8 protein-coding genes are annotated in these 13,518 nt (G+C 46.9%); 5 read left to right on the top strand and 3 right to left on the bottom strand.

All coding sequences use genetic code 11. From position 1 onward, the window contains the following. Positions 1 to 62 precede the first annotated feature (62 nt). Complete coding sequence (locus AC27IJ_RS19915; protein WP_312445502.1) at positions 63 to 1,121, top strand: arabinose ABC transporter substrate-binding protein; 1,059 nt, start codon at positions 63 to 65, stop codon at positions 1,119 to 1,121. A 54-nt stretch (positions 1,122 to 1,175) separates the two neighbouring features. Here the strand turns inward: AC27IJ_RS19915 and AC27IJ_RS19910 are convergent, their stop codons facing one another. After that, entirely contained in the window at positions 1,176 to 2,024 is an 849-nt protein-coding gene (locus AC27IJ_RS19910; RefSeq protein WP_312445503.1) for a helix-turn-helix transcriptional regulator, read from the bottom strand. Positions 2,025 to 2,186: 162 nt separating this feature from the next. Here AC27IJ_RS19910 and AC27IJ_RS19905 point away from each other — a divergent pair, with 162 nt between their 5' ends. After that, entirely contained in the window at positions 2,187 to 5,471 is a 3,285-nt protein-coding gene (locus tag AC27IJ_RS19905; RefSeq protein ID WP_487150503.1) for a DUF5107 domain-containing protein, read from the top strand. A 130-nt stretch (positions 5,472 to 5,601) separates the two neighbouring features. On the opposite strand, the gene AC27IJ_RS19900 is transcribed toward AC27IJ_RS19905, so the two are convergent. Next, on the bottom strand, positions 5,602 to 8,286 hold the full coding sequence (locus AC27IJ_RS19900; RefSeq protein ID WP_487150501.1) for a calcium-translocating P-type ATPase, PMCA-type: 2,685 nt from the start codon (positions 8,284 to 8,286) through the stop codon (positions 5,602 to 5,604). 606 nt (positions 8,287 to 8,892) lie between these two features. Between AC27IJ_RS19900 and AC27IJ_RS19895 the strand changes: the two genes are divergently transcribed. Genes AC27IJ_RS19895 through AC27IJ_RS19885 form a run of 3 tightly spaced genes read left to right on the top strand, consistent with a single transcriptional unit; the run spans position 8,893 to position 11,741 of the window. Next, positions 8,893 to 10,563, top strand: coding sequence for a putative manganese-dependent inorganic diphosphatase (locus tag AC27IJ_RS19895; protein ID WP_487150499.1), 1,671 nt, complete (start codon positions 8,893 to 8,895; stop codon positions 10,561 to 10,563). A gap of 15 nt (positions 10,564 to 10,578) precedes the next feature. Continuing rightward, a complete protein-coding gene (locus tag AC27IJ_RS19890) occupies positions 10,579 to 11,217 on the top strand; it encodes a flavin reductase family protein (protein WP_487150497.1) in 639 nt (212 codons plus the stop codon). After that, the gene (locus AC27IJ_RS19885) at positions 11,214 to 11,741 is read left to right on the top strand and encodes a shikimate kinase (protein WP_487150495.1); all 528 of its coding nucleotides are present in this window, start codon (positions 11,214 to 11,216) and stop codon (positions 11,739 to 11,741) included. The genes AC27IJ_RS19890 and AC27IJ_RS19885 overlap by 4 nt, the downstream gene beginning before the upstream one ends. Before the next feature lie 89 nt (positions 11,742 to 11,830). Here the strand turns inward: AC27IJ_RS19885 and AC27IJ_RS19880 are convergent, their stop codons facing one another. Continuing rightward, positions 11,831 to 13,510 (bottom strand): methyl-accepting chemotaxis protein, encoded by a 1,680-nt coding sequence (locus tag AC27IJ_RS19880; RefSeq protein WP_487150493.1) that lies wholly within the window; start codon positions 13,508 to 13,510, stop codon positions 11,831 to 11,833. Between the last annotated feature and the right edge of the window lie 8 nt (positions 13,511 to 13,518).

The raw sequence follows: 13,518 nt of genomic DNA, 5'->3' as shown, positions 1-13,518 counted from the left end.
CATGGAAAACCGGCAGGTTTTCTTATAATAGAGCAAAAACTAAAACAGGAGGGTTTTAAAACATGAAAAAAACAGCAGCAATTATTTTGGCGGCAGCAATGGCAATGGGGTTGACAGCCTGCAGCGGATTTACCGATGAAAAGCCGGAAGCAACCACAACGGCAGGTACGGCAGAGACAACAACTGGCGGGACCCAGACGGAAGCAGGGGGAAAGGGCGTTGTTTATGGAATTTATAAGGCCGGGGATCAGACCTGGTTCATTGACGAAGGAGCGGCAGCCCAGAAGGCAGTGGAAGAAAAGGGAGATGGATTTATTTATGTGGATGCAAAAATGAGCCCGGAAGAGTATTTAAAGGCCATTGACAATGCCATTGCAAATAAGGCAAAGGGAATCGTTACCTGCATTCCGGATCAGACCATGTCCCAGGCCGTGGTTGATAAATGCAAGGAAGCAGGCATCCCCATTGTAGCAGCCGATGACGCGCTCCAGACGGAGGCAGGAGAAAAGATCGCTCCATGGGTCGGCATTAATGCCTACGTAATCGGACAGGCCAATGGCCAGTGGCTGGCGGATTATGCCAATAAAAATAATCTGACAGGGGATCCGGAATGCGGAATGCTGATTCTGACCATGGACACGGTTTCTTCCTGCGTTCCCCGTGCGGAGGGTGAATACGACAAGTTTACGGAAGCTTGCCCTGATTTTCCAAAAGACCGGATTTACAAAGCAGATTATGACGGAACCACGGACAAAGGAAATGTAGCAGCTACGTCCGTCATTACCGCCCATCCGGAAATCAAGAAATGGCTGGTTACGGGAGCCAATGAGGAAGGCACCATCGGAGCAGTCCGTGCTATGGAGAGCGCAGGTTTAGACGCTAATGCTACGGTAGTAGGTCTGGGAGCTTATATGGCAAAGGATGAATGGAACAACAAGGGAGGCGACGGAACCTGCATGAAGGCAGCCGCCTACTTCTCCTCTGATTCCGTAGGGGCAGGCTCGGTCAATGTTTTATACGATGTGATCAGCGGAAAAGAGGTTCCTATGGAAACAGCCGTAGACGCTGTGATCGTTACCCCCGAAAATTACAAGGAAGTGATGGGGAAAGCAGCGGAATAAACTGATTGCCTGGTGATGAAAAAAGCAGCCTCTGCAATGCAGGGGCTCTTTTTTTCAGTTTCTGATAGAAAAACGGTATTCGGAAGGCGTGATTCCCGTCACTTTTTTAAATGTGGTGCAAAAGCTGCTTTCACTGGCAAAGCCTGTGCTGAAGCAGATGTCTTTGATGGTGATGTCCGAAGATTTCAAGAGGAACTTGGCATTGTTGATCCTGGCAGCAATCACATACTCGTGAGGAGAAAAGCCGGATTCCTTTTTAAACAGCCTGCTGAAATAAAAGGGGCTTAAGGAGGCCTGATCCGCCATATCCTTCAAGGTGAGAGGGTCGGTTAAATGCTCGTTGATGTAGGCGATGGTGTCTTCAATGATGCTGGAAGAAACATTTTCCGAATGCTCAAAATCCCTGTTGACCAAAAGCTCTGTTAAAATGTTAACAATATAGTTGTTCAGCCAGGCCTCTTTTGTAGAAATACACTCCTTAATCTGCAGATAAATCTTATGGAGATATTTTTCCAGACGGTAGGTATCTCTCAGGGAGATGACCGGAGGGCCGCCATCTAAGATCGCTTCGTAATATCCGGCAGCACCGCTTCCGTCAAAATGGAGCCATTCCGCCTCCCATCCCTTTGTTGTCCAGTAGGCATGAGGCTCGTAGCAGTTTAGCAAAACCACCTGCCCTCCGACTGCATGATAGATTCGTCCGCCAGTCTCCACCTGGCATTCTCCTCTTCGGATGAACATGATGAGGAAGCTGTCATAGGCATTCCGATGAAGGGAATAGCCTGGCTCGTACCGGAAAAGTCCCATACTAATGGGGTATAAGAAGATCCTTTTTGCTTGGGCACTGGGCGTATACACATAAAAATCCGACCCTGATATGACTCCGCGTTCCGTAGACAGCATACATGGGCCCTCCTTTCTTTCAATGAAACCATTATAGGAAAAAAAAGCTGATTCGTCAATTATATTAGAGCAATTTTTGTAAACTAATAGGCAACTAAACGTAATGAAAACAAGAGTAAAAGATTATATAGTATAGGCAAGAACTTAAAAGGAGGTCTAACAATGGAAACTGTGAAAATTTGGGAGGAATCCGTAATCATACCGACCTATGAGGTGGGGGAAGCAGATAAAAATCCGATGTTTTTAGAAAGCCGTGTTTATCAGGGAAGCTCGGGAAAAATTTATCCGTATCCTACCATTGAGAAGATCCATGATACCAGAGAGGACAAAGCCTATCAGGCGGTCTGGCTGGAAAATGAATACTTAAAGGTAATGATACTTCCGGAACTGGGCGGAAGGATCCAGCGGGCCTTTGACAAAACCAACCAATATGATTTCGTCTATTACAATCATGTGATAAAGCCTGCCCTGGTAGGGCTATGCGGTCCCTGGATCAGCGGAGGGATCGAATTTAACTGGCCCCAGCACCACAGGCCAACCACCTATTCCCCTGTGGACTACATGCTGATAGAAAATGAGGATGGCTCAAGAACCTGCCGGGTCTGCGATGTGGACCAGATGTACGGAACCAAAGGGGAGGCCAGTTTCACCCTGTATCCCGGAAAGGCTTATATAGAAATAAAGGGCCAGCTGTACAATCCTACGCCAATGCCCCAGACCTTTTTATGGTGGGCAAACCCTGCGGTCCCAGTTAACGATTACACCCAGTCTATTTTCCCCCCAGATGTCCATGCCGTCATGGATCATGGAAAAAGGGATGTATCCCGTTTTCCCATTGCAACGGGCGTATACTATAAGCATGACTACAGCGAAGGCGTTGATATTTCCCGTTATAAAAATATTCCGGTTCCCACCTCCTACATGGCTGAAAAGAGTGAGTTCAATTTTGTAGGCGGCTACGATTACCAGGTGGAGGCGGGAATCCTTCATGTAGCGGATCACCACATTTCTCCGGGCAAGAAGCAGTGGACCTGGGGATGTGGGGATTTTGGAAAGGCCTGGGACCGGAATTTAACCGATGAAGACGGCCCCTACATTGAACTGATGACCGGCGTTTACACCGATAACCAGCCGGATTTCACCTGGCTAAAGCCCATGGAAGAAAAAACCTTTACCCAGTATTTCATGCCTTATAAAGCCGTGGGCCCTGTGAAGAATGCCTCCATTCACGCTGTTATAAACCTGGAGACAAGGGAAGATGAGATCCATATTCTGGCATACGGAACCCAGGAGTATCCCAACGCGCGGATACTGCTGACCTATGGCAATGAGACGCTGTTAGATGAACTCACCCTTCTATCCCCTGTCCATACCTATGAAAAGACGCTTCACACCGGTGTGGAGGATGAGACAAGGCTGACTCTTAAGGTCCTTTCCGAGGACAGGGAACTGGTTTCCTACACACCCTTAAAGAAGGAACTTCCAAAACTCCCCAGCCCTGCCAAAGTGGCCGATGACCCGGAAAGGATCATGACAAATGAAGAGCTGTATCTGACCGGGCTTCATATCGAGCAGTACCGTCACGCCACTTACAGGCCGGATCCTTATTACATAGAAGGCTTAAAAAGGGATTCTGGGGATATCCGCATCAATAATGCCTACGGCTCCCTGCTCATGCGAAGAGGCTGCTTTGAAGAAGCGGAGGAGTATTTCAGGAAAGCGCTTAAACGGGCGGTCCTAAAAAACCCCAACCCTTATGATTCCGAGCCTTACTACAACCTGGGTCTGGCGCTTTTGTACCAGAGAAAGATTGAAGAAGCCTTTGACGCCTTTTATAAGGCCACATGGTCCGGAGAGCAGCAGGAAATGAGCTTTTATTACCTTTCCTGTATCGAGTCCATAAGGGGTAATTATGATAATGCTCTGGAGCTTGTGGAAAAGGGACTGGTGAGGAATACCCATAATATAAAGGCCAGAGCCTTAAAAGCCTATCTTCTGCGCAGGCTTGGCAGGACAATGGAGGCCAGAGCCTTTATTGCGGAGAATTTGAAGGTGGATTCCTTTGATTATGTATCCCGGATGGAATCCGCATATTTAGAGCCGGAACGACAGGAGGAGATCCGGCTGGAGATAAACCGGCTGGCCAGAGGTTTTCACGAAAACTACTTAATGGCGGCCAGACATTATGCAGAATTTGGAGCATACGAAGCCGCCGTTGCGGCCCTGGACCAGTGTTCCCGGACATGGCCCATACTCTATTATTATAAAGCCTTCTATCAGGAGCTTATGGGAAAGGATGGATCAGATGCCTTGCAGCAGGCGGAGAGCTGCTCCACGGATTATTGCTTCCCCAATAAGCTGGAAGACATCCCGGTGCTGAAGCTTGCGGCGGAAAGGAACCCCAAAGGAGCCAACGCCTATTATTATCTGGGAAATTTATATTATGATAAGCTTCAGTACCGTACCGCCCTTTCTTATTGGGAACAGTCCGCCCGGTTAAATCCCAGGTTTCCGACCGTGTGGAGAAACTTATCACTGGCTTATTACAATAAGGAAAAGGACAGGGAGAGTGCCAGAGAGGCGATGGAAAAAGCCTATAGCTTAAATCCAGCCGATGCCAGGATCTTTTTGGAACTGGATCAACTTTACAAAAAGCTTAATATGACGGCAGCAGAACGCCTGGAAAAATATGAAGCTGCAAGAGACGTATTTATGAAGCGGGACGACTTAATGATTGAATATGCAACCCTATTAAATCTTTTGGAACGATACGGAGAGGCTTATGAATTCATTATGAACCACAAATTCCATCCGTGGGAAGGTGGGGAAGGAAAGGTAACTGCCCAGTATGTGGTCTCCCTTGCAGAACTGGCCAGGCAGGCGATGGATGCAAAGGAATGGGGCAGGGCGGAAGACTACCTGATAAAGGCCTTGAAGTACCCGGAGAATCTGGGAGAAGGGAAGCTGGAAGGTACAAAGGACAATCATATCAACTATTATCTGGGCATGGTCATGGAGAGCCAGGGAAGGACAGCGGAAGCAGGGGCGTATTTTGAAGCAGCCGGCGTAGGAACAGATGAACCTGCGGGTATGATGTATTACTATGACCAGCCGGCGGATATGATTTATTACCAGGGGCTGGCAAAGGAAAAGCTGGGAAAGCCGGTGGAGGCCAGAGCCAGGTTCTATAAGCTGCTGGATTATGGCGAACAGCATATGTCTGATACCATGAAGATCGAATATTTCGCCGTATCCCTGCCTGATTTCCTGATTTATGAAGACGACCTGGATAAGAAAAACAAAGCGCATTGCAACTATCTTATTGGGCTTGGCAAAATGGGACTTGGAGATATGGAGGGGGCGAAAGAGGCCTTTAAGGAGACTATAAGGCTGGATAACGCTCATTTAAATGCAATCCGGTATATGAATATGATTACAGAAAAATGAAAACAAAATCACCGGAAGCAAATGAAATCCAATGAAAACAAATCGCAGGATACGAAAAATCCTGGATAAAAAAGCGGCCCCTGCAATTTTAGCAGGAGCCGTTTTTTGTAACCTTAATTCAAATCTGCAGCTATTTCATCTTTTTTGTTATAAGCTTTGCAATCTCTCCGCCCAGGGTAGGAACTACCGCAAAGCCGATTGCCTCGCTTAACTGGGTGAGGGTAAGAGGCGCTGTACTAAAAATTATATTTAAGAACGGTACATAAACCACAACTACTAAAAATGCAAAGGAAGCGATTACGCATTTATTCAGGAAGGAGTTTGACAAAAGCCGGATTCCGAATATGGATCTCTTTTCGCTTCTGTTTGAGTAGGCGCGGAAGAGCTCACCTAAAATAAGGGCTACAAAGCACATGGTACGGGCAATGGTTTCTCCGCCTTCGACGCCTCCGTAGTTTACATGACCGATATAGAATGCGGTCAGAGCGCCGATGCCCAGGAAAAGGCTCTGCAAGGTAACAGCTACACGCATCTTCTTATCAATAATGGACTCATTGGGATCTCTCGGCTTCTGGTCCATAATGCCTGGTTCCTTTTCCTCCATTCCCAGCGCAAAGGCCGGAAATGCATCAGTGATAAGGTTGATGGAAAGCAAGTGAATGGGCATTAACGGCATAGGCAGGTTAAAGAGCATGGCCAAAAATATAAGAAGTATCTCGCCGATGTTGCAGGAAAGAAGGTAGCCCACGACCTTTCGGATGTTGTTATAGATGGTTCTTCCTTCTTCTACAGCATCAACAATGCTTACAAAGTTGTCGTCCGTAAGGATCATATCGGCTGCTTCCTTGGAAACATCCGTTCCGGTAATTCCCATGGCAACGCCGATGTCCGCCCTCTTAAGGCTTGGCGCATCGTTTACGCCGTCCCCCGTCATGGCAACGATCTCTCCGTTTGCCTTGCATGCGGATACAAGCCGTACCTTATGTTCCGGTGAAACTCGGGCAAATACGTTAACGGTTTTAACCTTTTCTCTAAGTTCTTCATCGGAAAGAAGCTGTATTTCAGCCCCTTCCAGGGCCTCCTCTCCAGGGGACATGATTCCCAGATCCGCAGCAATGGCACTGGCCGTAATCTTGTGGTCTCCTGTGATCATCTTCACGCGGATTCCGGCTCTTCTGCATTCATCTACAGCCGGCTTCACTTCATCTCTTGGCGGATCAATCATACACATGAGCCCCAGATAGGTAAGGGAGTTTTCCTGACTGTCAAAGTCATCAAGTGTATCCACTGTTTTGCAGGCAACGCCCAGCACGCGCAAAGCGTTTTTTGCAAAGCCGGAATTGGCTTCCAGGATTTTTTTTCGGTCAGTCTCCGTAATTTCCGAAACCTCTCCATCCTTATTAATGTGGGTGCACCGTTTTAAAATTTCATCGGGAGCGCCCTTCGTATAAATGGTCAGTTCTCCGTCTTTTTCATGGAACGTGGACATAAGCTTTCTGTCAGAATCAAAGGGGATTTCCTGAACCCTCTGGTATTCTTCATTTAACCGGTCTTTGTTAAGGCCGATTTTTTCTCCTAAAACCAGCATAGCGCCTTCTGTAGGATCTCCGATGATCTGGCTTTTTTCTATGTCATAGGTCGCGTCATTGCACAGTACAGCGCCCTTTATAAGTTCCGTAATATTGGACGTTAACCTGCCGCCTTCTTCTACGGTGACGGAGCCTTCCCTGTTGTAGCCTGTCCCTGTCACATCATAAGATCTTTCATAGTCAAATACCTTGACAACGGTCATTTTATTCTGAGTAAGAGTTCCTGTTTTATCGGAGCAGATGACTGTTGTACTTCCCAGAGTTTCTACTGCGGAAAGCCTCTTTATGATGGCGTGGGATTTAACCATCCGCTGCATGCCCATTGCAAGGATTACGGTAACTACCACTGTAAGTCCTTCCGGTATGGCAGCCACAGCCAGAGAAACGGAAACCATGAAGATTTCCATAAGCTTATCCCCCTGGATCAATCCCAGGATAAAAATCATGGCACATACGGCAATGCAGACAATGCCCAAAACCTTGCCCAGGCTGTCAAGCTTCTTTTGAAGCGGGGTTGTCTCCTCTTCGGATTCATTCAGCATGGCAGCGATATTGCCCATCTGGGTTTCCATGCCCGTTGCGGATACGATGCTCTTGCCTCTTCCGTAGGTAATCACAGTTCCCATAAAGGCAGAATTGACACGGTCTCCCAGAGGCGCGTCCTCAGGAAGCAGGCTTTCACAGCTCTTTTCCACGGGAACTGATTCGCCGGTAAGAGCCGCTTCATCGATCTTTAAGTTAAAGCTTTCCACAAGCCTTACGTCCGCTGGAATGTAATCTCCCGCGTCAAGGATCACCACATCGCCCACTACAAGCTCGTCAGAAGGCGTCTTTACGATGTTTCCGCTGCGGATGACCTTAGCCTGAGGGCTGGACATTTCCTTAAGGGCTTTCAGCGCGTTGCTTGCCTTTGTTTCCTGAGTTACACCGATAATAGCGTTGACGATAACGATGGCTATAATGACGAGGCTGTCAAAGATTCCTTCGTTCTGCATAATTCCCACGACCATGGAAACGATGGCTGCAATAATCAGGATGATCACAAGAAAATCCTTAAATTGTTCGGCAAACAGCTGTAGCAGGGTCCTTTCCGTCGCTCCCTGCAGCCGGTTGTGACCGTTTTCTTCAAGCCGTTTTTGGGCTTCCTGCTCGGATAATCCTTGAAGGAGGTCCGTCTTTAGCTCCATGACTGTCTCCGGAATATCCTTACTAAAAAAATTTTTCATACAAAATCCTCCATTTAATTGTACTATGTAGAGCTTTATTGTCTGGCAAAGTGACTGGAAGAAAATAATATATTCATGTTAAGGCCTTTTGACGCTACTGTCAATAAAAGTAGAGTGGAAATTAGTCGGTATAATTGTATTATTTCATAATTTATGCGATTTATTCTGAATTTAAAAGGTTATGGGGGTTTTGCCAAAAGCAGAAAGTCGTAATACCCTGTGGGTGTGCCTTTATACCAAAAGAGCATGGGAAAAGAAGAGTGGAGTTTGTAATCCGGGTAAAATCTGGAGCGCACTTGCCATTAAAGCGGCGGATGTTTTAGGGAAGTAAATGAGAGAGAAGGATGTTTTATGACATCCTTTCCTCCCGTCCTCTTATTTACAATTTACTAAATTATGATATAATGGGAATACTTCACAAAGAAAAAAACCTCTATAATGAGGAGACCCCGGTTGACAGGCAACCGGGGCAATTATGAAAAATCTATGTGCAATTTGACGATTTAATCAATTTGACTCATATATTTTCTATGTATTTAGTATAAAAAATATATATGAACGGAATATGAACGACCTGTAAACACATTATGAAAAAAGGAGGAAAGTATGGAAGATAATTATAAGAACAGAAAGACCATAGTAATAGGTCATAAAAATCCGGATACAGATTCCATCTGTTCTGCAATCTGTTATGCAAATTTAAAAAGAGTGCTGACCGGAGAACAATATAAGCCAGGCAGGGCGGGCCATGTCAACGAGGAGACACAATTTGTGCTCCATTACTTTGGAGTGGAAGCGCCGGAGCTTGTGGAGAATGTGAAGACGCAGGTCCGTGATATCGATATTCGGGAAACAAAGGGCGTAAAGAAAAACCTGTCCTTGAAAAAAGCCTGGAACTTAATGCAGGAAGCGAATGCAGTCACCATTCCGACAGTAACCGAGGATGGGGTGTTGGAAGGGCTGATCACGGTAGGCGATATTGCCAAGTCCTATATGAACGTCTATGACAGCAGCATTTTATCAAAGGCCAATACCCAGTATGAAAATATTGTGGAAACCCTGGAAGGGGCCATGTTAATCGGTGGAAAAAGCAAATATTTCAATCATGGCAAAGTCCTTATAGCGGCGGCCAATCCCGATATGATGGAATACTACATTTCTAAGGGCGATCTTGTGATCCTGGGGAACCGCTATGAATCCCAGCTGTGTGCCATTGAGATGGAAGCGGCCTGCATCGTTGTCTGCGAAGGTGCAGCTGTTTCCATGACCATTAAAAAGCTGGCTCAGGAGAGGGGATGTACGGTCATGACAACCCCTTACGACACATATACGGCAGCTCGTCTGGTAAACCAGAGCATTCCCATCAGCTATTTTATGACTACCGATGGGCTGATTTCCTTTGAGGTAGACGATTACATTGATGAAATAAAGGATGTTATGGCTAGCAAGCGCCACCGGGATTTTCCGATTCTTGATAAGGACGGAAAATACATGGGTATGATCTCCCGGCGGAATTTGCTGGGTGCAAAGGGAAAGCGCCTGATCCTGGTGGACCATAATGAGAAAACTCAGGCAGTAGAAGGCATGGAAAGTGCGGAAATCCTGGAGATCATCGATCACCACAGGCTCGGCACTGTAGAAACCATTGCCCCGGTATTTTTCCGCAACCAGCCGGTGGGCTGTACGGCTACAATCGTTTATCAGATGTATCAGGAAAACAATGTGGAAGTTGAACCGAAAATTGCGGGCCTGCTGTGCAGCGCTATTATTTCCGATACACTCTTATTCCGTTCCCCTACCTGTACGGAGTCGGATCGGTTGGCAGCCCTTGCCCTTGCGGATATCGCAGGGATCCAGGTGGATAAATACGCTTCCTCCATGTTTGCAGCAGGAAGCAATTTAAAGGGAAAGACGGATGGAGAGATCTTTTATCAGGATTTCAAGAAATTTACCGTTGGGAAGGTGTCTTTTGGAGTCGGACAGATCAGTTCCTTAAACGCAAAGGAGTTAGAGGAGTTAAAGGACCGGATGGTGCCTTACATGAAAAAGGCAAGAGAAGAGCATGGCGTGGACATGATGTTCTTTATGCTTACCAACATATTGACAGAATCCACCGTGCTGTTATGTGAGGGCCAGGGAGCAAAGCAGATGGTTGCAAGAGCTTTCCGCGCAGAGGAAGAGGAAACAACGGCGGAAGACCATACTGTAAGCCTGCCTGGCGTGGTATCCAGAAAGAAACAGCTGATTCCCGGCATTATGCTGGCGGTTCAGGAATAGGAGGCTGCCGGGTCAATGAAGAAGAAAGAAACCTATGAAAACAAAAAGTCCGTGAAAAGCAGCAGGGTTACCTGGAAGCCGGGAAACATGCTTTACCCGGTTCCCGCGGTCATGGTGAGCTGCCAAAGAGAAGGGGAAAAACCGAATATCATTACCGTGGCATGGGCAGGAACCATATGCTCCACCCCGGCCATGCTGTCCATATCCATCCGCCCGGAACGGCATTCCTATAAAATTATAAAAGAAACCAGGGAGTTTGTGGTTAATCTGGTGACAAAGGATTTGGTGCGTGCGACCGATTACTGCGGGGTGAAGTCCGGCAGGGATGTGGATAAATTTGCGGAAATGAGGCTGACGCCCTGTTCCCTGGAGCATATCAAAGCCCCCGGAATAGAAGAATGCCCGGTGAATTTAGCCTGCAGAGTTGTGGAAATCAAGCCCTTAGGAAGCCATGACATGTTTTTGGCAGAGGTGGTCGGAGTGACCGTAAACAGCCGGTACATGGATGAGAAAGGAAAATTCCACCTTAATGAGGCAGGACTTATCTCTTATTCCCATGGGGAATATTTTGAATTGGGGAAAAAGCTTGGAAGTTTCGGCTATTCTGTGAAAAAAGCAGAAAAAAAGCCGTCGGGCAGGAGGAAAAACAAATGACGAGTAAGCTTAATAACATTACGCTGATCGGTATGCCGGCTTCCGGTAAAAGCACAGTGGGCGTTTTGCTGGCAAAACGCCTTGGATATTCTTTTGTGGACGTGGACATTGTAATCCAGGAGCAGGAAGGCCGCCTTTTAAAGGAAATTATCGAAAAGGAAGGCCAGGAGGGCTTTTTGGCTGTGGAAAACAGGATCAATGCCGGTCTGAATGTCCGCCATAGCGTCATTGCTCCGGGAGGAAGTGTGATTTATGGAAAAGAGGCAATGGAGCATTTAAAGGAGATCGGCACAGTAGTTTATTTAAAGCTTAGCTATGAAAGCGTGGAAGAACGGCTGGGTGATCTGGCAGACCGGGGAGTTGTGCTAAAGGATGGAATGACTTTAAGAGACTTATATGAGGAGCGGGTTCCTTATTATGAGAAATATGCTGACATAACCATTGACGAAAACGGTCTTGATGCAGGAAAGACGGTAGACATGCTTAGAGCCATTATGGAGGAAAGGTTTGACCTGACTACATAGCAGCCGGTTTTCCAAACGGCCTCCATGTTTGCGGAAAATTTAAAAGGTGTTTAAAAGCCAAATTGCGGCTTTTAGACACCTTTTTTGTTTTAATTTTTTAATTGGAACTTTTCCATTAGGATCTTAAGCATCTGTGCCTGTCCGGCCATTTCCTGGCTGGCGGCGGCACTTTCCTCTGATGTGGCGGAATTGGTTTGAATCACGCTTGATATCTGGTCAATCCCCTGCGTTACCTGGGCAACGGCATGTGCCTGATCCTTAGATGCGGTGGATATCTGATATGCTAAGTCTGCCGCTATTTTAGATGACTGGACAATGCGGTCCATGGATATTGCAGTCTCCTTTGCAATTTGATTTCCAGCGTCAATGGAAGCCAGGGCGTGTTCAATTAATACGGCAGTGTTTTTGGAAGCCTCCTGGCTTTTATTCGCCAGGTTGCGGACTTCGTCGGCAACAACTGCAAAGCCCTTTCCTGCCTCTCCGGCTCTTGCTGCTTCTACAGCTGCGTTAAGGGCCAGTATGTTGGTCTGGAAGGCGATGTCCTCTATGGTTTTGATTACCTTTCCGATTTCTGAGGATGCATTGCTGATATCCTCCATGGCAGTTGTCAGATCCTGCATCTGAGTCTTACCATATTCCAGCTCGGACGCGGTATTGTTTACCTGCTGGTTTGTTTCTTTTGCATTTTCCGCATTAAGGTTTATATTATTGGAAATATCGTTGATGGTTGCCGCCAGCTCTTCAATAGAGGAGGCCTGCTCGGTCGCACCCTGGCTTAAGGCTTGGGCGCTGCTTGCCACCTGTTCGGCTCCTGATGCCACCTGGTCAGAAGATTGGGTTATTTTTGCCATGACAACATTTAAGGAGTCTGTAAGATTCTGTATGGAGAGCTGTACGGAACGAAACTCTCCTTTGAATTCTTCCGGATCATGGGGAATGTCAAAATTTCCCTGGGCCATACGGCTTGTTGTGGTAGAGATATAATCCATATAGTAGGATAAACGCTCCATCATTGTCCGCATGCTGTCGGCAAGATGGCCAAGTTCATCCTCCGAATTGTATTCCAGCCGGCATTTTAAATCTCCCTGGGCCATCCGGTCTGCAACCTTTTTCAGTTCGTCAATAGGACGGGTGATGCCCCTTGTAATCGCAATTGCAATAATCACGGATGTAGCAATGGAAATAAAGATGATGATGCCCATAATTGCTATGAATGCGGAGGTCTGGCGGGAAAGCTGGTCAGATTTTATATCTCCGGTTGTTGACTTATCCAACAGCATGGCATTGATGGTATCGGCGATTTCCGCTGCCAGCGGAGCTGCATAACTTCGGAAAAAGGCCATAGACTCCTGGGAAGATTTTGATGCAAGCTCGATTGTCTGGCTGCGGATATCTTCATAGGATTTCATCTTCTCTGAAAGCTGGCTGTAAAGCTCTTTTTCTGAGGCTGTCTTCATTCTTGCCTGTACCAACTGCATCTTTTCGTTTATCACAGCGACCTGTTTGGTTAAGTTTTCCTTCTGCTTGGCGGTTTCAGCAGTGTCTTCTGAAAAGATTATGTATAAGACTGTGGCGCGGTGGGCCTGAAACGCCTGTCCCAGACTTCCGATATCCCCCTGGGCAAATCCATAATCCTGCAGCTCTACATGATATTCCTTATTAACGGCCCGAATGAGCAGGATCCCAATGGTTCCGGCCAACCCTGAAAACAATACAACGATGAGAAATGCTACAAGAAGCCGGTTCCCTACCTTTAATTTTTTTAACATACAATTTC

It is taken from the genome of Lacrimispora sp. YZC11 (assembly GCF_057543815.1).
The sequence above is the reverse complement of the archived record's forward strand: the minus strand, read 5'-3'. Positions and strand labels throughout refer to the sequence as shown.